The organism is uncultured Phascolarctobacterium sp. (assembly GCF_934190775.1).
Lineage (GTDB): Bacteria > Bacillota > Negativicutes > Acidaminococcales > Acidaminococcaceae > Phascolarctobacterium_A.
On sequence record NZ_CAKPTG010000014.1, the window covers coordinates 48,560 to 72,599 of the forward strand.

At 40.3% G+C, this 24,040-nt stretch carries 21 protein-coding genes and 1 tRNA gene; 1 reads left to right on the forward strand and 21 read right to left on the reverse strand.

Annotated elements, in window-relative coordinates:
• Nucleotides 1-234 precede the first annotated feature (234 nt).
• From Q0G26_RS08295 to Q0G26_RS08335, 9 genes are all read right to left on the reverse strand, one after another.
• Entirely contained in the window at nt 235-1,272 is a 1,038-nt protein-coding gene (locus tag Q0G26_RS08295; protein ID WP_293829795.1) for an AbrB family transcriptional regulator, read from the reverse strand.
• Nucleotides 1,273-1,277: 5 nt separating this feature from the next.
• Entirely contained in the window at nt 1,278-1,928 is a 651-nt protein-coding gene (gene yihA / locus Q0G26_RS08300) for a ribosome biogenesis GTP-binding protein YihA/YsxC (RefSeq protein ID WP_293694025.1), read from the reverse strand.
• A complete protein-coding gene (gene lon / locus Q0G26_RS08305) occupies nt 1,921-4,254 on the reverse strand; it encodes an endopeptidase La (RefSeq protein WP_293829797.1) in 2,334 nt (777 codons plus the stop codon). Before lon ends, yihA begins: the two co-directional genes overlap by 8 nt.
• A gap of 125 nt (nt 4,255-4,379) precedes the next feature.
• On the reverse strand, nt 4,380-5,627 hold the full coding sequence (clpX, locus tag Q0G26_RS08310) for an ATP-dependent Clp protease ATP-binding subunit ClpX (RefSeq protein WP_293829798.1): 1,248 nt from the start codon (nt 5,625-5,627) through the stop codon (nt 4,380-4,382).
• A gap of 25 nt (nt 5,628-5,652) precedes the next feature.
• Entirely contained in the window at nt 5,653-6,246 is a 594-nt protein-coding gene (gene clpP / locus Q0G26_RS08315) for an ATP-dependent Clp endopeptidase proteolytic subunit ClpP (RefSeq protein WP_009144839.1), read from the reverse strand.
• A gap of 36 nt (nt 6,247-6,282) precedes the next feature.
• Nucleotides 6,283-7,566 (reverse strand): trigger factor, encoded by a 1,284-nt coding sequence (gene tig / locus Q0G26_RS08320; RefSeq protein ID WP_293829799.1) that lies wholly within the window; start codon nt 7,564-7,566, stop codon nt 6,283-6,285.
• Nucleotides 7,567-7,743: 177 nt separating this feature from the next.
• Nucleotides 7,744-7,818 (reverse strand) — tRNA-Gly (locus tag Q0G26_RS08325).
• Nucleotides 7,819-7,920: 102 nt separating this feature from the next.
• On the reverse strand, nt 7,921-8,208 hold the full coding sequence (locus tag Q0G26_RS08330; protein ID WP_293724131.1) for a hypothetical protein: 288 nt from the start codon (nt 8,206-8,208) through the stop codon (nt 7,921-7,923).
• 3 nt (nt 8,209-8,211) lie between these two features.
• Nucleotides 8,212-8,658 (reverse strand): hypothetical protein, encoded by a 447-nt coding sequence (locus Q0G26_RS08335; RefSeq protein ID WP_293829801.1) that lies wholly within the window; start codon nt 8,656-8,658, stop codon nt 8,212-8,214.
• A 161-nt stretch (nt 8,659-8,819) separates the two neighbouring features.
• Here Q0G26_RS08335 and Q0G26_RS08340 point away from each other — a divergent pair, with 161 nt between their 5' ends.
• The gene (locus tag Q0G26_RS08340) at nt 8,820-10,406 is read left to right on the forward strand and encodes an AAA family ATPase (protein WP_293829803.1); all 1,587 of its coding nucleotides are present in this window, start codon (nt 8,820-8,822) and stop codon (nt 10,404-10,406) included.
• A gap of 37 nt (nt 10,407-10,443) precedes the next feature.
• On the opposite strand, the gene Q0G26_RS08345 is transcribed toward Q0G26_RS08340, so the two are convergent.
• From Q0G26_RS08345 to Q0G26_RS08400, 12 genes are all read right to left on the reverse strand, one after another.
• Nucleotides 10,444-10,785 (reverse strand): hypothetical protein, encoded by a 342-nt coding sequence (locus Q0G26_RS08345; RefSeq protein WP_293829805.1) that lies wholly within the window; start codon nt 10,783-10,785, stop codon nt 10,444-10,446.
• Nucleotides 10,786-10,837: 52 nt separating this feature from the next.
• The gene (locus Q0G26_RS08350) at nt 10,838-11,290 is read right to left on the reverse strand and encodes a hypothetical protein (RefSeq protein WP_293829807.1); all 453 of its coding nucleotides are present in this window, start codon (nt 11,288-11,290) and stop codon (nt 10,838-10,840) included.
• The gene (locus Q0G26_RS08355) at nt 11,280-11,666 is read right to left on the reverse strand and encodes a hypothetical protein (protein ID WP_293829809.1); all 387 of its coding nucleotides are present in this window, start codon (nt 11,664-11,666) and stop codon (nt 11,280-11,282) included. Before Q0G26_RS08355 ends, Q0G26_RS08350 begins: the two co-directional genes overlap by 11 nt.
• A 7-nt stretch (nt 11,667-11,673) precedes the next feature.
• The gene (locus Q0G26_RS08360; RefSeq protein ID WP_293829811.1) at nt 11,674-11,904 is read right to left on the reverse strand and encodes a hypothetical protein; all 231 of its coding nucleotides are present in this window, start codon (nt 11,902-11,904) and stop codon (nt 11,674-11,676) included.
• Between the two features lie 115 nt (nt 11,905-12,019).
• The gene (locus Q0G26_RS08365) at nt 12,020-12,469 is read right to left on the reverse strand and encodes a hypothetical protein (protein WP_293829813.1); all 450 of its coding nucleotides are present in this window, start codon (nt 12,467-12,469) and stop codon (nt 12,020-12,022) included.
• A gap of 666 nt (nt 12,470-13,135) precedes the next feature.
• Nucleotides 13,136-13,615: a hypothetical protein gene (locus tag Q0G26_RS08370; RefSeq protein ID WP_293829816.1), complete on the reverse strand. Its 480-nt coding sequence runs from the start codon at nt 13,613-13,615 to the stop codon at nt 13,136-13,138.
• Nucleotides 13,593-13,979, reverse strand: coding sequence for a hypothetical protein (locus tag Q0G26_RS08375; protein ID WP_293829818.1), 387 nt, complete (start codon nt 13,977-13,979; stop codon nt 13,593-13,595). The genes Q0G26_RS08370 and Q0G26_RS08375 overlap by 23 nt, the downstream gene beginning before the upstream one ends.
• Nucleotides 13,979-15,235, reverse strand: coding sequence for a hypothetical protein (locus Q0G26_RS08380; protein WP_293829820.1), 1,257 nt, complete (start codon nt 15,233-15,235; stop codon nt 13,979-13,981). The genes Q0G26_RS08375 and Q0G26_RS08380 overlap by 1 nt, the downstream gene beginning before the upstream one ends.
• 361 nt (nt 15,236-15,596) lie before the next feature.
• A complete protein-coding gene (locus Q0G26_RS08385) occupies nt 15,597-15,968 on the reverse strand; it encodes a hypothetical protein (protein ID WP_293829822.1) in 372 nt (123 codons plus the stop codon).
• A complete protein-coding gene (locus Q0G26_RS08390; protein ID WP_293829823.1) occupies nt 15,952-17,358 on the reverse strand; it encodes a hypothetical protein in 1,407 nt (468 codons plus the stop codon). Before Q0G26_RS08390 ends, Q0G26_RS08385 begins: the two co-directional genes overlap by 17 nt.
• Nucleotides 17,359-17,716: 358 nt before the next feature.
• Nucleotides 17,717-18,190, reverse strand: a complete 474-nt coding sequence (locus tag Q0G26_RS08395; RefSeq protein ID WP_293829824.1) for a hypothetical protein — start codon at nt 18,188-18,190, stop codon at nt 17,717-17,719.
• 1 nt (nt 18,191) lies between these two features.
• Nucleotides 18,192-23,963, reverse strand: coding sequence for a hemagglutinin repeat-containing protein (locus Q0G26_RS08400; RefSeq protein ID WP_293829825.1), 5,772 nt, complete (start codon nt 23,961-23,963; stop codon nt 18,192-18,194).
• Between the last annotated feature and the right edge of the window lie 77 nt (nt 23,964-24,040).

Below are 24,040 nucleotides of genomic sequence, written 5' to 3' on the forward strand. Positions count from 1 at the left end.
ATTTTTATATCATCCCTTCTTTATTATTTTAAGGTATTGCCTTAACATGCATTTAGTATAACACCTTATGACGTTTTTGTCCACTATGGACTTTTTGTGTCCCGTTAAGTGGTTGGGAAGCTCTAAAGCCTTACAGCATGGTACTTTACAAGGATTTAACATTGAAAAGCAAAGAGGACTGTAAGAAAAAATTTTCTAAAGTCATGAAAAATTTTCCTACAATCCTCTATACTTTTATGCCTGCTTATCCTTAAAACACCATGATAAGAGTGGCGGGATAAAGATATTTATCACCAGCACACGCACCAGCTGATAGGTCAGGATAATCGAAACATTCTCACCCATACTCATACCGGCCAAAGACATTTCGGCTATGCCTCCGGGTGCCATCGCCAAAAACGCCGTTACCAGCGAAAAGCCGTAGCGTGCGGCAAGCACATTAGCCATGCCAATGCTCACAACAATAAGTATTGCTGTACCGATAAGAACATAGGGTACCATTTTTTTAGTTTTGATAATGCGGTCCGCATCAAGCTGCATCCCCATGAACAAGCCAATACTTGCCTGAGCTGCTGCCATCAGCCAAAACGGCACCGGCTGCACACTGCCAGCCAAGACGTCAAAGGCAGCTGTCGCCAAAATGGGTCCCAACAGTCTCGGCGTCGGCATATGTATCTTCTTCGCTATAAAGCTACCCAAAACAGACAGAGGCACAACAACAAGCCAATGTATACCGCCATGGTTCGGCAACGCTACGCTGCTGCCTGTCACCTGCGCATGCAAAAGCCAGATGACAAGAAACGGCACAGTAATCACCACGCCCAACAGACGCAGAATCTGCATTACCATGACAACATTAGGATTAACCTCCTTGTCATCCTCGCAAAGCAGCATCGTCAGCGTCATGCCGCCAGGCAGCATTCCCATGACACAGCTTTTAAGATTTTCCCGCGCCAGCTTTGCCGTAATAACGGCCAATACCATACTTGCAGCCAAAATAACTATCGTTGCTTCTGCTACACCTACCAGCTCAGCCAAAAAGTTATTCCAGGTGTCAGAGGTAAAGGTAGAGCCAATACCATAACCGGCAACCATCAAAGCATATTCGCGCCATTGCTTAGGCCAGCTCACATCGCTGCGATGCGTCAGCGTTTTGCAAAGCAAAGCAGTCAACAGGCCACCCAGCAAAAATGGAATCGGTATATGCATCCGCACCAGCAGGCTGCCCAGGCAAAGCGCCATAATAAAAAGCAACAAGCGGTTTAACAACATGATTTTTACTCCTGCTCTACACCGTTAGCGGATAAAGCATTCATGATGCGCTCAATCAGCTCGCCACGCATGGTGTGCTGCGAAGATGAATAGGTAATAATCTCATGCTCCTTCAGGCCCATTTCGCGCTTAAAGAGTGCCTTTTGAGACATAGCAGCATTTTTCGAAAGCTTATCAGACTTGGTCAGCACAACCTGCACCTTCAGGCCACAGCTGCGCAGCCAGTTGAAGCATTCCATATCGCTGTCCATAGGCTTATGACGGATATCAATCAGCTGGCAGACAACACCCAGGTTTTCACTGCCGGATAAATATTTGCTGATAAAACCTGACCATTGGTCCTTATTATTATGGTTTGTTTTAGCAAAGCCATAGCCAGGTAAATCTACCAGATAAAAGGAAGCTCTTTCATCCTCACCCTCAACTACACGCTTAGCCTCCAGCTCGTAAAAGTTGATGGTCTGCGTTTTACCCGGAGTAGAGCTTACGCGTGCCAGGCCGTTGCGGCGGCAGAGTGAATTAATAAGCGATGATTTGCCTACATTACTGCGGCCGATAAAAGCAGCTTCAATCAGAGAAGGCTGCGGATATTGGTCTGCACGTACTGCAGAGGCCACATACTTAGCACGGATAATATCCCAATTATCTTTACTCATTTTGATCCTCCAATGCCAGCTTCAAAACATCATCAAGATGCTCAACAGGTATAAACTGCATTTCCTTGCGAACATTTTCCGGCAGCTCGTCCAAATCCTGCATATTGCGCTTAGGCAGCAGCACTGTCTTCACGCCATAACGATAAGCGGCAAGCATTTTTTCTTTGATACCGCCAACAGGCCATACCTTACCGGAAAGGGAGATTTCGCCGGTCATCGCCAGCCTGCCCTTAACCTTTTTACCTGTCAGCGCTGATACCATGGCAGTAACCATCGTTACGCCGGCAGACGGACCGTCCTTCGGCACAGCACCCTCCGGCAGATGGATATGGATATCCATCGTTTCACCAAAGTTGGCTGCAATCCCCAGAGCTTCCGCACGGCTGCGGATATAGGTATAACCGGCCTGAGCCGACTCCTTCATTACATCACCCAGCTGACCTGTAAGTGTAAGATTGCCCTTGCCCTTAAACGCCAGTACCTCTACCTTCAGCAGCTCACCGCCAACACTAGTCCAGGCCAGGCCATTGGCAACGCCGACACTGGATTTCAGGCTGATATCATCATCAAGATAAATAACAGGTCCCAGGTATTTTTCCAGATTCTTTTCTGTTACCTGTGCTCCCTTACCCTTGCCCTTGACAATTTTGAAGGCAACCTTGCGGCAGATACCTGCCAGCTTGCGCTCCAGGTTACGCACGCCTGCTTCCCTGGTGTAGTCGTGAATTACACGACGGATAGCCTTCTCGCTGACGCTCACCTTGTATTTTTCCAGGCCGTTCAGCTTCAGCTCCTTAGGCAACAGGTGCAGTTGGGCAATTTTAACCTTTTCTTCGTCAGTATAGCTACTCAATTGGATAATTTCCAGACGGTCCAAAAGAGCCGGCGGAATAGTATCTACAGCATTTGCCGTTACAATCCAGAATACATGCGATAAATCAAACGGGAATTCAATAAAGTGGTCACTAAAGCTGTTGTTCTGCTCCGGATCAAGCACCTCTAAAAGAGCAGAAGCCGGATCGCCACGAAAATCAGAAGCCATTTTATCAATCTCGTCCAACAGGAAAACCGGATTCATGCAGCCACAGGTCTGCATACCATGAATAATGCGTCCCGGCATAGAACCGATATAGGTACGACGATGACCGCGGATTTCAGCCTCATCACGCACACCACCCAAAGAAATACGGGTAAATTTACGCTTAATAGCCTTGGCAATGCTGCTTGCCAGGCTTGTTTTGCCTACACCCGGAGGTCCTACCAGACACAGAATCGGTCCACGTGTGCTTTTGGACAGCGCACGTACTGCCAGATATTCCAGGATACGCTCCTTAACCTTTTTCAGGCCGTAGTGATCCTTATCAAGAACGTCCTGCGCCTTATCTATATCAAAATTATCCTTGGTAAATTTGCCCCAGGGCAACGAAAGCAGCGAATCGATATAGGTACGGATTACCGCTCCCTCCGGTGTCATCGGCGGCATTTTTGCCAGACGTCCCAGCTCCTTATTGATTTTTTCTGCCACGTTTTGCGGCATCTTCAGCTTGGACATCTGCTCCTTATAGTCAGCAATTTCTGCCTGTACGTCTTCGTTTTCGCCAAGCTCCTTGCTGATAGCCTTAATTTGCTCGCGCAGGTAATACTCCTTCTGATTCTGCTCCACCTGCTGGTGTACCTGGTCAGAAATATTTTTAGCTACGTCAGCAATTTCCTGCTCGCGCACAAGAATCTCGTATAATTTGCGTAAACGCTGCTTAAGCGGTGCTGTTTCCAGCAGATTTTCCTTTTCGTTTAACGCCAGCGGCAGGTAGCCGACAATAATATCAGGAACCTTGCTTACATCAGCACGCGATTTTAAGGACTGCACTGTATCAGGATTAACCTTTTTCGTAAGCAGAACCCATTGCTCAAAGGCGTCCAGCAGCAAGCGACGCAGGCCTTCCGCTTCAGCATCTACTGCATCATCAGCCGGCACAACCTCTACCTCGCCAACAAAGAAATCCTGCTCATTCTCATTAACCTCTGCCGCATGCAGCACATGTACGCGCTCTAAGCCTTCTACCAGCAAACGTACAGCACCGTTAGGTAGCTGCAGTTTTTGCTTGATGGTTGCCAAAACACCCCATGTATACAAATCGTCAGCAGTAACATTTTCCTGTTCCGGCTGCTTTTGCCCAACCAGGATAATCTGCTTATCTGTATTCTCAGCAGCATCAATAGCAGCCATAGATTTTTCTCTGCCAACATCAATATTGGCAATCATGCCTGGAAAAATCAAGATGCCCCTCAAAGGCAGCAGGGGCTTTGTAATTATCAAATTAGCCATATAATCCCTCCTTCAGCTCCCAAAACAAGAGAGAAATTTATTGACAGTACGCCATTAAGCATATACCTGTCATAGCGATAAAATAAGGGAGAAGGTATAATAATCCTTCCCCCTTAGATATTTTGTTATTTTGTAATCATTTGTGGTTCGCAATGCTGGCGTATAGTAGCTTCAGTAACAATGCACTTTGTTACATCATCACGGGAAGGAACATCATACATTACGTTACGCATGGTAGATTCGATAATCGATCTCAGGCCACGCGCTCCGGCATTACGTTTCAATGCTTCCTCAGCAATAGCAGTCAAAGCACCAGGCTCGAACTCCAAATCTACGCCGTCCATTTCCAGGAAACGCTGGTATTGCTTAACCAAAGCATTACGCGGCTCAGTCAGTATTTGTACCAGAGCAGCTTCGTCCAAAGGATTGAGCGTTACTACCACCGGCATACGTCCTGCAAATTCCGGAATAATACCGAACTTCATGATATCCTCAGGCAATACCTTGGCAAATACAGCCTCGTTATCAACCTCTTCCTTGCGGCGGATATCAGCACCAAAGCCCAAGTTTTTCTTGCCAACACGGGCATTGATGATATGCTCCAGTCCTGCAAAAGCACCACCGCAGATAAACAGGATATTGGTTGTATCAATATTGATAAACTCCTGATGCGGATGCTTGCGTCCTCCCTTAGGTGGAACGCTGGCAACAGTACCCTCAAGGATTTTCAGCAGAGCCTGCTGCACACCTTCACCGGAAACATCACGGGTAATGGAAACGTTTTCAGATTTGCGGGCAATCTTATCAATCTCGTCGATATAGATAATACCACGCTGAGCAGCTTCAATATCATAATCTGCATTGCTGATAAGCTTGAGCAGGATGTTTTCAACATCCTCGCCTACATAGCCTGCTTCCGTTAAGGTAGTAGCATCAGCAATAGCAAAGGGAACCTGCAAAATCTTTGCCAAAGTCTGGGCAAGCAGTGTTTTACCGCTACCGGTAGGACCAAGCATCAGAATATTGGACTTCTGCAGCTCCAGGTCACGTTTGGACCCCGGGTTCTGGATTTCATAATTGATTCTTTTGTAATGATTATATACAGCAACAGACAAGGTCTTTTTAGCCTCATCCTGACCAATAACATACTCATCTAAGATTGCCTTGATTTCCTGAGGCTTAGGCAGATCAGCATTCACCAACTGTTCAGCAGCATCGCTTTCTTTTTCCTCTTCAAGCATTGATTTACAGAAATCGACACACTCATCGCAGATGTAAACACCACGACCGGAAATCAGTCTTTTAACCTGACCTTCACGCTTGCCACAAAAGGAACAGCATGGGTTTCCATCATGTCCTTCATTAAAACTCATATTTTAAATCTCCTTATAGTATATCTTACTCTGCAGATTTACTACGGGAAACAACCTCGTCAATCAGGCCATATTCCTTAGCTTCTTTACTTGTCAGATAATGATCGCGCTCAGTATCAGCAGCAATTTTTTCCACTGTCTGACCGGTATGCTTTGCCAGTACCTGGTTCATTTCTTCACGGATACGCAGGATTTCACGGGCATGGATTTCAATTTCCGTTGCCTGGCCCTGTGCACCACCCAAGGGCTGGTGAATCATAACACGGGAATACGGCAATGCAAAACGCTTACCCGGCGCGCCTGCTGCCAGGAGCACGGATGCCATGCTGGCAGCCATGCCCATGCAGATAGTAGAAACGTCAGGCTTAATATACTGCATCGTATCATAAATAGCCATGCCGGCGCTTACGCTGCCACCAGGACTGTTAATATACAGATGGATGTCTTTGTCCGGATCCTCGGACTCCAGGAACAATAACTGAGCAATGACAACATTTGCCATATTGTCATCAATCGGACCGGTAACGAAAACAATCCTATCCTTCAAAAGACGTGAATAAATATCATAGGAACGTTCTCCACGACTAGATTGTTCAACAACGATAGGCACATAATTCATTTTGTCACACCCCTTTACTGTAAGTATAACCCCAAATTATTTTGCGCTGTCAATAACAACGTGTGCAGCTTTGCGGCGCAGGATGTTAGCCAACAGCAGGCCCATGGTGCCGTTGCCTTTGATGATTTTCTTAACTTCTTCAGGAGCAGCGCCGTGTTGTGCGGAAATAGCAGCGATTTCTGCATCAACGTCAGCCATATCAACCTGAATGTCTTCAGCCTTAGCGATAGCGTCCAGAACCAGGTCGGTCTTAACGTTTTCTTCAGCAACCGGACGTTGGTTTTCGCGGATTTTAGCCATGTCCAGGCCAGTGTATTGCATGTACATATCCAGGCTCATTTTACGGCTTTCCAGGCTCATTTTCATTTCGTCAACCATTTGGCTGATTTTGTCTTCGATCATGATTTCCGGAACGCTGAATTTAGCGTTAGCTACAGCCAGGTCAATCAGTTCATGCTCGTATTCAGCTTTAGCGTTAGCTTCAGCAGCTTTTTGCATACGCTCTTTGTAATTAGCACGCAGCTCTTCTACAGTTTTGAAATCGGTCTTGGAAGCAACATATTCGTCGTTCAGTTCCGGCAGCTCTTTGCGTTTTACGTCCTGGATGTTTACTTTGAAAACAGCTTCTTTGCCAGCCAGGTCTTTAACAAAGTAATCTTCCGGGAAGGTTACTTCTACGTCAGTGGAATCGCCTTTGGACAGGCCAACCAGCTGATCTTCGAAGCCGGGGATGAAGGAGTTGGAGCCAACTTCCAGAGGATAGCCTTTGCCTTCGCCGCCGCTGAACGGTTCGCCGTCAACGGTACCAGCAAAGTCGATGATAGCGAAGTCGCCTTTTTCAATTACAGCGCCTTCTTCAGCAACTACCATTTTAGCGTCGCGGCCCATCATGTCTTTAATTTGAGCGTCAACTTGCTCGTCGGTTACTTCAACTTCTTTTTTCTCTACATGCAGACCTTTGTATTCGCCCAGTTCCGGTTCCGGTTTCAGGGTTACTTTAATGGTCAGTTCCATATCCTTGCCTTCTTCGAAGGTAGATTCTTCAACTTTAGGATCGGATACAGGAATCAGTTTTTCCTGGTCCAGAGCTTCGCTGTATGCTTTGTTAGCAACGATTTCAAAAGCTTCTTGTTTTACAGCTTCTTTGCCATAGTGCATTTCGATGATAGCGCGCGGAGCTTTGCCTTTACGGAAGCCAGGAATGTTTACCTGGTCAGCAATTTTTTGTACAGCCTTTTTATAGCCTGCATTTACCTCAGCAGCCGGAGCGGTAATTTTTAAAGTTGCCTCATTTTCTACTCTTTCAACAGTAACGTTCATTAATAAAATCCTCCCTTAAATTTATGTGGGTAAAAAATAATATAATCGGATTAAACTGTCAGCCTTCCTTAGCGAAAATGTGCTGACACAAATCGCTCATAATATCATATCACAATGCTCGCTTCTTGACAATACCAAAAAACCCGACAGACTCAATCTGTCGGGCAATTTTTTAATTGGAGCGGAAAACGAGATTCGAACTCGCGACCCCCTCCTTGGCAAGGAGGTGCTCTACCACTGAGCTATTTCCGCGTCGTGTGCATCAGCAACGAATATAAGTATAAGGCATCAGGCGACTTTTGTCAACACCTTTTTTTGAAAAAAGTTGAGATTTTTTAACTTTTTTCCCAAGCCCTATCCCAACCCATTACAACGCGCCAAATCATCATAAACAAGCGCTGCCAGACGCTGCGTCAGCTCCTTGTTTTCTGCACAAAGCTTCGTCTGTGACAGCAATGCTTCCAGCTTAGCCTTGTTGCACATCATACAACAGCAGGGCATAATGATTTCGCTGGCCATATAGGCAGCAGCACGCAAGGACATTTCATCCTGCAGCAAGCTGCCGCTTGCTGCCTTAGATGCAAAAACCGCCAGGCGCATATCCAGAGCCCGCGCCAGCTGTTTTTCCAAAACACCGGCCATAGCTTAACGCATGTTTTCGATAAAGTCTTCAAAGGTGTTAATCAATACAGTGTGACCGGTAACCTTCAAATCGCGCAGGTAAGTGCCGTAGGATTCATAAACCTCGTCACTCAGCTCCATTTTCAGACCTTCTTTAACATATTCGTCCATCATTTTCAGGATGAAACGGTTAACTTCATTGGTGCCGGACTTAACATTCAAAGGAATAATACGGCTTTCAGCCTCATATTTTTCAACAACAACCTTCCAGCCACCGGGAACAGGCGGCAGGCGAGTTGCTTTGATAAAATAATTATCAGGAGAAAAGCCTACATAACCATCCATTTTATTATATAATTTTGCTTTCTGCAGGGGGAAACCATTCTTATTGCCCCATTTAACGATTTCTTCGCAAACTTCATTATTATGGATTACGCTCGGAAAAGTTGCTTCCGCTAAGATTTCAGACATACTGATACCTCCTCATGGTTTATAGTCATATTTTACTCTAACTTGCAGATTATTTCAACAAAAAAGCATGTATACATTAACCATTCCATTTTACGTTACTTGCAATAAGGACAACCTTGTTTTATACTAAAAATAACAAATCGGCAAAGGAGAATAGCGCTATGGGCTTATTTGTAAATCCTGACTGTTCAGCATTTAAAGCAGCAGTAGCTTCTGAAATTTATATTGACAAAACCTCTCTAATTAAGCACACAAATAAAATGCTCGGCACCTTACAGGCTTTCATTTGCAACAGCCGCCCTCGTCGCTTCGGCAAGTCAGTTACCGCAGATATGCTCACTGCATATTACAGCAAAGGTGCTAATGCTTCTGAACTTTTTCAAGGTCTTGCTATCAGCCAAATACCTGGCTTCACGAAACATCTTAATAAATACGATGTGCTCCACTTCGACATCCAATGGTGTTTTAAAGAATGTGGCAAAGCTGAAGCTACTGTTCCATACATAACTAAAATAGTATTAAACGAACTGCGCCAACTTTACGGCAAAATTGTTCCTGATGATGTACAAAAAATTTCCGGAGCATTATCAGCTATCAATGCTGCAACAGGCAATAAATTTGTTATCGTCATTGACGAATGGGATGTTTTCATCAGAGACGAATCCCACAATACCAAAGTACAAGAGCAATATATTGACTTTCTGCGTAATCTTTTCAAAGGCAGTGAACCGGCAAAGTATGTAGCCCTTGCCTATCTGACAGGTATTTTGCCCATCAAAAAAGTGAAAACACAATCCGCGCTCAACAATTTTGATGAGTATACTATGCTAGATGCCAGTTTTTTTGCTCCCTACACTGGTTTTACAGAGAATGAAGTTAAAACATTATGCTCACGTTACCATGCCGATTTTGCTGCTGTCAAACGCTGGTATGATGGCTATCTTTTAGATGACTACCACATTTATAACCCCAAAGCAGTCGTTAACGCTATGCTACGAGGAAGATTGCAAAGCTACTGGTCGCAAACTGGTACTTATCAAACTATCAAAACTCTCATTGATATGAATTTCGCAGGTCTGCGTACAGCAATAATCGATATGCTCGCTGGCAACTCAGTCGCGGTCAATACCAATTTCTTTCAAAACGATATGATTAGCTTCGCTAGCAAAGACGATATTCTCACAGCTCTGATTCACTTAGGTTATTTAAGCTATGACATAAATGAACACGCAGCTTCTATACCTAATGAAGAAATCAGGCAGGAATTTGCAGGTGCAATCAGTTCTAACAACTGGTCTGAACTTCATGCTTTTGAAATTGAATCAACGCAGCTTTTAAACGCTGTTCTAGACGGTGAGACAGCAATGGTCGCTAATAGCATTGCTAAGCTTCATGACGAATATGCTTCTTCCATACGTTACAATGATGAAAATTCATTAAGCAGCGTGTTGACTATTGCTTTTTTAAGCACTATGCAATATTACTTCAAGCCAATCAGAGAATTCCCCACCGGCCGAGGTTTTGCTGACTTCGTGTATCTCCCTAAGCCACGCTATAAAGAAAACTATCCTGCGCTTATCGTAGAGCTGAAATGGAACAAAAATGTTCAAACAGCACTCGAGCAAATTAAAGAACGCAACTATACGCAAGCATTGGAGCAATATACTGGTAACATGCTTCTTGTAGGCATCAATTATGACAAAAAAAGCAAGAAACATACTTGCTGTATCGAGCAAATAGAAAAATAATGCCCAAATTTCAAGACACAATGGCTGTCGTGCTGCATCAAAGATGTAGTACGACAGTCATTTTTATTCTGATATTATTCAAAAGCATCGTATGGTCATAATAAGAAATCACTGTAGTACCATAAACCCAGCGAAAACGAATATGCATTTTCCTGTGTTTCTTATACTTCCAGTAATGGTAGTCGTTACCACGGTCATAATAGTGGACAGTACCTTGATAGCCTACATTCTCCACCGTACCGCCAGCATTAACAGTTAAATTTTTGCCTGCCTTTATTTTGCTGTAATGGTTGCTCAGGTCTTTGTCCAAATCAATATTGATGTTACCACTGGCAATGATATTCGCATCTGCAGTCTCTTTATCGATCTGCGCAGTCAAAATCTACCTGTCAAACTCGCGCACTGCACCTATATCTAAATCCTGCCTAGCATTATGTATACTGATATTTCATTGTTAGCTCCCATATATTTTCTTTTATCTTTTCCAACTGTAAAATAACCTTAACAGGCTTACTTTGAAAAATTTCTTCTCTATGCATTATAAGACGATTTTGCTTTATACTTTGCACTTTCCATCCCTTTTCCAATCCTTTGGATACATAATAATTTATGGCATCATCTGCATCCGTATAAGCAAGTTCCATTCTTATATCTGGGTTACGTTTAAAAAACCGTAAATATTTATTAAATTCATATATCTGTATTGCACCAGGTTTTAGGAAATCTAGGCGTTTTAAATTTACCAACATAATACATTTCGCCTTATTTTCTTCGTTCTGATCATACATAATCTTTTTACCGAGAAATCCAATTCCAAAAAACAAAAATAATACAATTATTAAAATATAGCATACTAAATTAGAAAGGTTTGTTTTACTTTTCATAAAAACTCTCCTCCCAAACGGATGCATTATCATAATCAATTAAAACATACTCATAATTACCCTTTGAAAAAAAATAATATTTTTCATTATTTTTTATGATTTTCCTGTCTTCTACCCAACCCATTTTCAATAATGCTTCTTGAATCTGTCCAAGTTCTTTCTCTGGACAAGTAAATTCAGCTGAAATTGCACTTTTTGAGCGCCTAGATCCACTCTTAAAAGATGTACATTTTGCTTCAGTTGGCAAAGGCACACTTAAAAATGTCTTCGCCATATTCAACTCTGTTTTTTCATTAACCGTAAACATAGAAATCCATAAATATAAGATTATTAAAGTGGCACATCCATAAATAAACCCTTTTTTATACTTATTCAATTTAAAGTCACACCCCTTTAATAGGCTCATAGTAAGCAAATCCTATTTCATTTAAACTCACACTATTCCCTAACCCAGTTCCCATTGCAAGTGTTCCTCCAGAATAAGACAAATTAGCCTGTATCCCGAGTGCAGTTTTATTAAAATTAACACTCCCCCCAGAATATTCACTTCTTAAATCACTTTTATTTAATGTTCTTCCTGTAAATCCAATGACCTTGTTGTGCTCTTCAAGCAAACGCTCATAGTATTCTGTTGCATTAGCGATATTTATATTATTTTCGGCAACCAGGTCTGCTTTTCCTGCTTCACTGGCTACGTTGCTGCCTTTAATATTGTACTCAGCAAGTTTTTTAATCTTGTTTAGTTCTTATATTGTCTAATATGTATCTTATTATACCATCAAATTTTTCGTTATATTCCTCCTTAGTGAATTTGAAATCAAAACCAACTATAGTATTTCCAAAAGACTTGGTTTTCTTTTCCCTTTCTGGCAATCTGATTTCATATACTTTCCCTTTCATATCATATGACACTTCTATAAGATAATTATTTGAAAAGAACTTATTCCATGTTTTGTACTTCGTTTTTTTAAAAGGATCTATATCTTCAATATTATCATCTTTGTATTTAGATATACTGTAATTTAAATATTGATCGACAGAGTTTTTCAAATCATCTAAACTATCTATTTCTATCATATCCCCCATACTCTCATAAAAGCCAATCGTAGTAACATGATATACTAAAATAGAGATTTTATTAGTACTTTTTTCAATGAATATGTTAATTAACCCTTGCATTTTATCACCTAATAATTTTCCTTATTATCAACCTATTTCTTTTGCCTGTGTTTGCGCTGCCTGCTAGCGAGTTTACGCTAATTATTAACATACTTCAAGCGTTAGTACGTGCAATGGCATCCCCAGTCATCGCTTCGCAACGATGACAGCCCCCATTGACGCTAAGACCAAGTTTGTCACAAAGTGAGAAACTGTTGGTCATGCTAATACCCGAATGGTGCATGGGGCACAAGGCACGTTGCAAAAATTGCGCAAGTATGCTGAAAACTTTAAGGCTATAGCATTGGATCATCCTTCGCTCACGCCACTCACAGCTCTGTACCCAGAGGAACAAAGAACGTCCTGCCGAACCACGGAAGGCTCGTTCTTCGCAACAAAACGAATAGCCCATTAGAGGTGTTTTAATAAAATTTTTGCACCATCAAAAATTTTTGTTTCCCACGCTTTCTAAAAGCGCATGGTTTTCTTCCAGCGTCTTTTGCCACCAAAAGATGCTGCGTAACAACCACATCACAACTAACGGAAGAAAGCTATACCTCCCATCATCATTTAACAGTATCGTAAAAGCAGCTTAACTATCACAAAGCTACTTTTCGTAACCAATACAATATCATTACACCAACTTTAACTACTTTATCATTTTTGTGGTGTACTCGATTCTTTTTATTATGTATTTTTCTTCGATATATAATCATATTTTACATTTATTTCCCATGAGTTAATTCCTATTTTAGCTATTTGAAATATAACATTAACTAATTCCCCTCGTACAGTATCCATTCTATGCATCGCAAGACTGTCTTTTTCTACACTTTCGATAACCCATCCTTTTTCTTTTCCCTTTGACTTATAGTAGTCTATAACATTATCAGCATCTGTATAGGCAAACTTCATCCTTATATCAGGATTTTTTTTAGAAAAGCGAGTATACCTATTAAATGTATATTCCTCCATTACATTAGACTTTAGTAAATCTAATCGTTTTAAATTGAATAACATGCACTGCCTACCTAATTTCACTTCATTCGGATTGAAAATAATATTATCTCTCATGAACCCACCAAAAGTATACAAAAAACATAAGCTTAGGCCAAAATATATCAATAGAATTTTTATATTGAATTTATTCTTTGCTAATAATTTCATTGATAACTCCTTTTTGCTTATACTCAGTAAGTAAATACTTGTATCCTTTCTTTTCATATTCCAAGCTCAAAGACTCATTATCTACTCGTTCTTTTTTTAGTTTCCACCCCTCTTTTTCTAGACAAGCTTTAATTTGAGAAAACCCTTCAGAATCCATCCTATAAGCAGCCATAACAGTACTCATAGACTGCTTGCTACCTAAGTAAATATGTTCAAGTTTAGTTTCAGATGAAATTCTAGTAGTAAAAAACGCCTGCATGATTTGTAACTGTTCATCTTTATCATCAAATCCACTAATGAGCCATATAGAAATTGCTAATACCGTGGTTAATACATAAGCAACTATTTCTTTACTCTTATTCATCATTTATCTCCTGTTTCTATTGGTTCAAAATAAGCTACAGCAAATTCATATGATGAAATATTTCCGTTGCCAGCACCCCAGCCCACCACATTTGTATCTCCAGGAACAGAATGTGAATAATTAGCCTGAATACCCATAGTCGTTTTAGAAAAAGTAATACTTAAGCCAGAATATTTTTCTCGTAATTCATTCTTTGTTAAATTATCACCTGGTATAGATTGAGATGAAATATTAAAAGATATAAGACTTATCTTTTTTAATAAATCATTCACTTTAATATTATCTACACCAACTCCACTACATGCAGAAGCTAGCATAACTTTATATACGTTTCCCTGTCTATCCATTGCATACCCAATAGAAGCATTTAGACCTATATATTCTGACAACCCTTTGTTAACCCCTAAAGTATATGTTTTTATCTCATTGGCTCCCCACTCAGAACGGTCAATATTATGTAACATACCTACAGCTATTTCTTGTTGCCTAAGAGAATTAATTGAATTAATATTCTCACTGACAGTAAAACCTTTAAATTCTCCATTTTCATCTAAATCTATTCCCCACTCATAGCCTTCGCCAAAAGCTTTTCCTACATCACTTTCATTTGTTTTTTTGTCACATAATTGTTTATATTTTGATTTGATTTGTTTTTTTAGAGCATACTTTTCATCCGGACTTAATGAATCATTATTTTCGATAGCATCTAGCTCATCTAAGTACTTTTGATAATCATTAAGGGATAAAAAATTATTTTTCGTTCCACTAGCCGCCGTACTTGCACCTGCCTGCGCCTTTCCTGCAACCAATTGCGATACTACTCCACCAATAATCGCACTTGCCCATTGATGCTTATCTGGTTCGCCTTCAAATTGCTCAGACAACTTCTTTTGCACCATTTCATTAACAGTTGATGCACTTGCCCCTGCTAGGAAACCATTACCAGTAAGTTCGCTCATGATACCGCCTACAAGCGCATGAAGAGCATTCTTTTCGGCACAGCCTTCTTGCCAATTATTTCGCTCTGCAAGCTTATGTATCTCATTATACGCCAATTCGCCAAACAAATTAGCTAATTCTTGGCGTTCTTCAACCTTCGTTTTATCAAAAATCTCGCCAAGCTTATTAAGGCTATTTTGGGTATCACGATTCAGTTTATTAATATCCTGCTTCTGATTCTCTTTATCGCGAATCTCAATAGTACCTTTACTAATAGTAGCTTTTGTTGTGCTTTCAGCTTCTCCGCTTGCAGGCATGCCAATATCAGGTGTTATACCTTTTTCATTGTATTCTGCATCATTGTTTTTGTTTACTTTGATGCCAGCTCCACCTGCTTTATAATCCGCTTTGTTTTGGATGTCTTCATTATGTAAAGCCTTTGCTACTGACTAGCGACCTTGTTTCTAAACTATGCTACGCTTGCATTCAAACCACAGGAAATTGTACGTTCACCAAACACAAGCTCTCACCTGCGACAGAACTATTTCTGAAATTTTTTAAAGAATGATGGAGTAAGCAAAAATACCAACCACAGCTTTTGACAAAGACAAATTATAGCTGCTTTTGCAGTCTTCATATCAACATTAAGTATACCATATTTGGAATGGAATAGTACTCTTAGTTAATAATCAAAAAGCTTAAGTTTACTCCATAAGCATCACGTATTAAGAGTAATATATATGGTGCTATAAACACAAAGAAAACTGCAATCAACATAAAAATCAAAGTATTTTGATAAACAAACCTTTTTCCTAAATACTCAAACTTAATTTTATCTTTATCTCTATAATACATCATTTTTTTAGCATCATTGAAAATTTTAGTCCATAAAAATGCCATAAATATAAGCAATAACTTTATTGGAAAATATGCTTTCCACGCCTCTTCATTTATACCACACTCTTTATTTGGTAAGATTATATATATAAGATAGAATATAGAATAGAATATCATGTAGTTCTTTATATAACGACTAGTTGTCTGTTTCATGATTTTGTTTTAACTCCTCTATGGTTTTTACATCCATTAAAATTCCTATATCATTTAACATCTCTTTTACTCTTGTTCTTTCGAAATCATCTGTAATTACTTTATCCCAATTTATATTATCAAGTCTCCCTTTCTTAATCGCAATAACGAAGGAACTAGCATCGCCATATATACTAATTACTTTAGCTGTTATATCTAATTTATTATAAAAATCGTTTCCTAAATTATCTTTAATAAAATTATATTTTTGGCTATCGTTATCAATCAGATCATGTTTCGCACCCGAAACATTAGCTATAAGATCATTATTGCTATGAACTAGTAATACTCCAGCGACAGTTATACCTCCTATAAACGTGAAACTACGAATCTTAGGATCCTTCATTAATTCATAACTCATTTTTAAACCAGCAGACATTTCTAATACATTCCCGACCGTATCATAAACATACTGGCCAGCTTTTTCATGGTGATCATCACTAATCACAGTATCTTTATCAAAAAGCGATTCTCTTTTTGATATCACATTGTGATCTTCTAAGGAGATTTCCTTATATGGCATTAATGCTCCTATACTGTCTTCTTTATATAGCTCACCATTAGGCTGAACATAATATATACTTCCATCAGAGAATTTTATTCTATCACCAGGCTTTATATTCGCTACAGCTTCTACTAAATCTCTGCTATATCCTATCATCCAGTCTTTTGTATCAGCTCTTAATTCCACATCATTGCCACTCTTGTCAACTCCAACGACTTCTTTAAAAATCTCATATTCGTTTAAATCTCCAACCTTTCCTGTTAATTGAAGCTTATCTTTATTTTTTTCATACCATTCTCTGTTTTGTAGCACAGAAATAACACTATATTTAAAATCAACCTTTTCTTTAGCTTTAGTTTTTTGTTCAGGTGTTAGCGTATCATCTTTATCAATAGCAGCTAATTCTTCTTCATATTTCTTCTGTTGCTCATGCGTCAAATAGTTATTCTTCGTACCACTAGAAGCAGTAGATGCTCCCACCTGCGCATCAGCAGCTACAACCTGAGCTACTACGCCACCAATTAGAGCACTTGACCATTGATGCATTGCAGGATTATCCTTGAACATATAGCTCAATTTATCCTGAATCATTTCGTTAATCATAGCACCAGATGCCCCTGCCAAGAATCCACTGTTAGTAAGTTCACTCATGATACCACCTACAAGAGCATGAAGAGCATTCTTTTCTGCACTGCCTTCTTGCCAGTCATTTTTTATAGCCAAATCGCCTACTACTTTATATGCAATCTCTCCAAAAAGTCCAGCGAGATCTTGACGTTCTTCAACCTTCGTCTTATCAAAGATTTCACCAAGCTTATTAAGACTATTGTGTGTATCACGATTCAAGTCTTTAAGATCCTGCTTCTGGTTCCCTTTATCCCTGATTTCAATCTCACCTTCAGAAACAGTTGCCTTGGTTACGCTTTCAGCATTATCTTTAGCACCTACACCAATGTTAGGCGTTACACCTGCATCTTTGTTCTTAGCATTCTTAGAGGTATCGACATTGATACCAATACTTCCGGCTTTATAATCCGCTTTGTTCTGAATATCTTCATAGGTAAGTGTACCTGTGGAGATTTTATTTTTGTCTTTTTCGGCTTCACTAGAGATAATACCGCCTTTAAGGTCAGCATTAACTTCTACACGGATATCAAATCCTTCTTTAATTATAAATATAGTGCTAATTTATTATGATAAATATTTATGAATTATTAGCAATATTAATTATTAATTTTATGTATTCATCTATCTCCTCTTCATTCATTTCATTAATTCCGTTTACTTTATACAATTTTAAATTTGCACAGTATAAATATAATACCTTGTAATTATAATCTTTGTCAATGAAATCATTTAATGCTTCATACTCTAATTTCCAACCATTCATCATTAAAAAATAGGATATTTTTCGATATGCATCTCTATCTCCTGGACGTTTCTTTATATATAACATATAGAGACTCCAAGCAAATTTTTCATCATCAAAATTAAGTAGCCAATTTTTTTTTATTAACAAAGCAAAATCGTCAACTACTATTTCTTTAACCTCATTTACCTTTATACGCAATTCGTCTTCTAAATATGCTAATAACTCATATATAGGATGACTGTGCTTATAATTCATGGGTAAGCTAAGTAAATAATCATAAATTGAAACAATTTCCCTTATCGTCATCTTATCTACCTCCAATTACAGCTATTGGATAAAAATCAGATATCTCTATTCTTCCATTTGCTTTTCTTCCTATTGAAAATTCTATTTTAGTTAGTTCATTTCTTAATGTTTTAGGATTATATAAATACATATTGCATGATAAATACTCAGGTCTGCCTCTTCCAAAAACAGGATATTGAGTATTATTATATTTATGTTCAGCATAACCAATTATAGCTGCTGAAATAAGCGCCGACAATACATGTTTTCTATCAGTTGAACTAAAAGGTGGAACTATTCCTCTTGATTGACTTTTATGATCATCTCTATAGCCATGTCCAAATTTTATATCTAAATAGTCTCCATTACCAAAATCTAGTTTGATTATCTCTTGTTCCGTACCAGCATTATATACATCACAATGTGATAATGCATATTGTATCTCTGACAAATAGACAGTTACAATTTGTCTATTTGAAACACCTAATTTTTTTAAATCAAATGTTCCATAGACATCTTCAAATCTATTATACTTTGTAGCACTAGCAGCAACACTCGCCCCAGCTTGCGTATTACCAGACACTAAGTCACTAATCACTGCTCCTAAGACAGCACTAACCCACTGCGCCTTATCAGGATCACCATCTGCAACTTTAACTATTTCTTCAATAACCAGCTTGTTTATTCCAGCAGCAGTTGCACCAGCAAGAAAATCTCCCCCAGTAAGCTTACTCATAATTCCACCAACAACTGCATGATATAGAGCTTTCTGTTCGTTGCTGCCATCCATGTAGTGAATCTCATTATACGCCAATTCGCCAAACAAATTTGCTAATTCCTGGCGTTCTTCAACCTTCGTCTTGTCAAATATTTCACCAAGCTTATTAAGGCTGTTTGCATTATCACGATTCAGCTTATTGATATCCTGCTTTTGGTTTTCCTTATCACGAATTTCAATTGTACCTTTGCTAATTGTAGCTTTCGTTGTACTCTCAGCTTCTCCGCTTGCAGGCATACCAATATCAGGTGTTATACCTTTTTCATTGTATTCTGCATCATTGTTTTTGTTTACTTTGATGCCAGCTCCACCGGCTTTATAATCCGCTTTATTTTGGATGTCTTCAAAAGTCAGCGTACCAGTAGAAATCTTATTCTTGTCAGCATCAGCAGTACTTGAAATAATACCGCCTTTGAGGTCAGTGTTTTCACCTACGTTAATCTCAAAGCCGTCTTTGCCAGCGTAGATACCGCTTTGCTCAATTACGCTTTCATATTTGCTATCAATCTTGCCAACACTTGCACTGCCGCTAACTGCTTTATTACTGCCAAGACCAACGCTCGCGCCAACAGATTTATTGCTTTCTTTGTAGTTGTTGCTATCCTGCTTGCTTTCAATATTAAGGTCTCCGCCTACGCTACTGGTTACTTTTTCGCCACTCAGCTTGCCACCTTTAATATTGGTGTCATTACCACTTGCAAAATTCAAATCTTTATTGGCAGTTACATTGCTTTCATTATAGCTGGTGCCATTTGCAGACACTTCTCCCTTGGACATACTGCCAGAAATGCTGTAGCTTGGCCCTTTGCCAAGTTCTAGGCTTGCGCCAACGCTTGCACTGCTGGATTTAGAATTCTGCTCCAGCTTGTTGGTTGTTTTAGACGCAGTTATATTAAGGTTTTCTTTAGCGTTTAAGGTAACGTCCTTGCCTTTAACATTGCTGCCAGTGATGTTTATATCCTTCTTCGTAGAAGTAACATTAACATCTACACCAGCCTTTACTTCGCTAGCATTAGCTACTACAGTTGTACTCTTGCTTTCGCTCTTACTATTCGTTGTGCCAATGCTGACATTAATAGACAAGTTTTCGTTTACCTTGCCACCGCCATTGCTTTTAATATTTTTGATAGCTTTATCAGCATCCTTGTAGCCTTTGACGGCAACCAAAGCACCAAGGCGTTTATCTTCAACCTCTGTTACATGTTTTACGCTATTCGCTGCGTTATTTACAACATCTACATAACCGCCGCCAACAGAAACACTCAGTCCTGTTCTTTTAAACTCATGCTTCTCCTGCGCATTATAAATGCTGTTGCTGTTTTCAATGCTGACATTCTCGCTGGTGATATTTATATCCTTACCTGCGACAACACTGCTACCTTTAATGATTGCAGCCTTATCAGCATCCAGGTTCACATTGCCCTTAACGCTGCCAACTGTGCTTCCCACCTGCTCAGTGTTCTGGTTGGCGTACTGGTCCTTCTGCTTTTCCTTGCCAATGGTAAAGCCCAAGCCACCGCCAGTAAACACACCGCTCTTCTTTACAGATTTAATATATTCGCTTTCGCTTGTCTGCTCCGCACTGCCGATATTCAGATTGCCGCCGGTTTTTACGCTTACGTCATTATCTGCAACTACGTTGCTGCCTGTGATGTTCGTATCTTTTTTGCTGCTAATCGCAATTTCTCCGGCAGAAACATTGCTGCCGACAACAGTATTCTGCTTACTGTAATCATAAATATCCGTTGTTTTAGATGAAAGCAATCCACTGACCTTGTTGTGCTCTTCATGCAGGCGCTCATGGTATTCTGTTGCATTAGTGATATTTATATTATTTTCGGCAACCAGGTCGGCTTTTCCTGCTTCACTGGCTACGTTGCTGCCTTTTATATTTATATCTTTGCCACTTGCAATACTGATATCGTTCTTCGCCGCAATAGTCGTGCCTTTTACAGCTTCATCCACCTGCTTGTTATGGTTGTAATAGCTGCCGCCACGGTTGCCCACTTCGCTTTCCTCGCTGTACAAATCTTTGACAGCAGTCAGGTTCACATCGCCTTTAGCATTCAAGTCCACATCATTTTTTGCACTCAAAATACCACCAGCAACGCTGATGTCCTTTTTAGCATTCAGGCGGATGTTCTCGCCGCTCAGCGCACTTTGCTGGTGCTGCACGTCATGGATTTCTGCTGAAGAACTGCCATAAGCTACGGCAACATGCTTTTCATTTGCTACCGTTACGATATCAACATCGTTGGCGTTCAGAGTTAAATTTTTGCCTGCAGTCAGATTTGCTCCTTTGTTAGTGATGCTGTTGCCTGCTTCCAGCGTCAGATTCTGCCCAGCACTAATAGAACCAGTTGCTTCAATCTTTTTCTGGTTCAGCTCCTTATATTGTTTTTCGCTAACAGTTGCTTCGTTAGTAATGTTCTCCGCTTTTAATAGCGCATCCACTTTCGCACGCATTGTACCGCTGTTAGTAATATTCTTTTCTGCTTTTATCTTCAGGTTTTCGCCTGCGATATCACCTTTATTGCTAACATTTTCTGCGCGCAAGGCTACAGTACCATCGCTCCTGATGTTACCCATGTTCTTGATATCCTGCTTGGAGTACAGCTCTACCTCACCGCCTACGATGAGCGCACCATCAGGACGCAAGTCTTCGCTGCGCACCTGTGACAGGAATACCTCCGGTACAAGAACCTTTTCGCCGTTGACTACTTCTTCCACCAGCCAGACAATATCTGTGGTCAGGCTTGCCATCTGCTCTGCTGTCAGGGCTACGCCAACCTTCAAATCCATTGCTTCCGCAACTACTGCGCCTGCGTTCATCAGTGCAGCAAACTGCTCCATATCGCTGCCGTAATCGCCAAGATATTTCTTGCCCGTCAGCGTACCTATCTGCTGCAAAACAAATTGCTGTTCAAAATAACCATCGCCAAGTCGTTTGCCAACCTTTTCCGGATCTGCCTTTACACGCTCCAAAAGGTAGTCACTGGAAAGGAACTCGTGATAATCAGCAAATTTCTTGTTCGTCTCAATAAGATATTTCGCCGTTGCATCATCCGTCAGCTTAAAGATTTTGCTGTTGATATGCAGGCTGGAAATATCCATCATTTTATCGCCTGTTTGGTTATCCTTGCCTGCTGCTGCCTTATCATCAGCCTTTCCTTCTACGCTGGTAGATACATCCTGCTTCTCCTTATAAAGCTTTTCATCCGTAAGATGGTTTTCTGCATCCGTCTTGAAATAAGCATCACTTTCAGGCAAATCGCCTACTTTTCCCTTTGCCTGATGTGTTCTGTTTACAATATCTTTGGCTTCAATTTTTACACCACTAACACCGCTCAAAAGGCTTAAGCGCTCGCTGTCAGTGCCCTCCTCATCACGCATCGTATGGTCATAGTAAGGAATTACTGTAGTACCATAAACCCAGCGACAACGAATATGCATTCTTCTGTGTTTCTTGTACTTCCAATAATGGTAATCATTACCACGGTCATAATAGTGGACAGTCCCCTGATAGCCTACATTCTCCACCGTACCGCCAGCATTGACAGTTAAATTTTTTCCTGCCTTTATTTTGCTGTAATGGTTGGTCAGGTCTTTGTCCAGATCAATGTTGATGTTACCGCTGGCAATGATATTCGCATCTGCAGTCTCTTTATCAATCTGCGCAGTCAAAATCTGCCTGTCAAACTTGCGCACTGCATCATAATAATTAGGTGCGTTCAAATGCGGTATCTTGTAGGAAATATCCTCATGGCTTTCTTTAAAGCTTGTTGCAAAAATCTCCTTCTTGTTAACAAGATTCTTCGCCTTGATACTGATGTTCCCTTCACTTTCTATATCAGAGGAACGGTTCATAACTGTATCCTGTGCATTTAAAGACAAATCACCTACAGCATTGATTAAAGAGCCTTGCTTTACGCCTGCTTTGTTCTGATTTGTAATATTGTTGGCAGAAATTGTGCCACTGCCGCCGACAGCCACCAACCCATCTTCGTTCAGAAAATCGCCAATGCTGTTGATTGTCAGATCCTTGGTGACAAAAATATTACCAAGGTCTTTATTCGTGAAATCGTTTGAGGTGTTTATAACAGCATTTTTACCGATACCAAAATATGCACTGTCCTGATTAGTAAGACTGCCTAAATCTGCTTCCAGATTGCCTTGTACGTCAACACTTGCTTTACTGCTGCGCATTGTGTCAGCAGTTATTTTCGCATCCCCGCCGGTATGTAAATTAGCCAGGTTGCTGTTCAACAGCATGCCTGCTTTTATTTCACCATCGCCGGAAACATAAATATTGGCATAATTATTATTCAACGTATTGCTTGCTTCTAACTGCAGGCTGCCCTTGCTGACAAATGCGCCTTTATTAGTATTGCTGAAATCTGTTGCAGTTATTTTTGTCAGTGCGCTGCTGCCATCTGCACTGATTGTTGCACCGTCATTAGCAAATCTATTAGCAACCGTAAGCGTACCATTTTGCCCATAGTTAACCAGGGCAGTATCCTGATTTATAAAATCAGCTGCCCTCACATCTAAATTTTGTCCTGCTAAAATAATAGATTTAGCATTGTCTATTGCTGTTGTAATGTTGATATCTGCATCATTTCCGGCAGAAAGCAGACTGTTGTTGGTATTTTTCAAGGCGTTTGCCCTAAGCTGTAAATTGTTTCCTGCCTTGAGCGTTGCCTTATCCTGCTCCACATCACCACTTACTGTAGCTGTTAAATTTTCCTTTGCCTCAATATAACCCAAGCTGCTATTTTTAAGCGTACCAGCATTTATCTGCATATTTTCTATCGCAGCAATCTTACCGGTGTTCTGCAGCAATCCATCCGCACTGATATGCAATTCATTGGTATATACTTCACTTTTATCTACCTGCAGGTTGTTCGTGAAGATCTCCAGCTGTTTAGGATTGCGCGCATTCAGGCCATCACCGGCGATAAGCATATCACTCTTATTGTTTCCAAACTTTAAATTACCGTCTGCCCAATTCGTCAATGCGCCTGTAGAGAGAACCACATTATCTGTGTTGATAAACCCAAGTCCGTTAACACTTATACCATTGGCATTGGCAA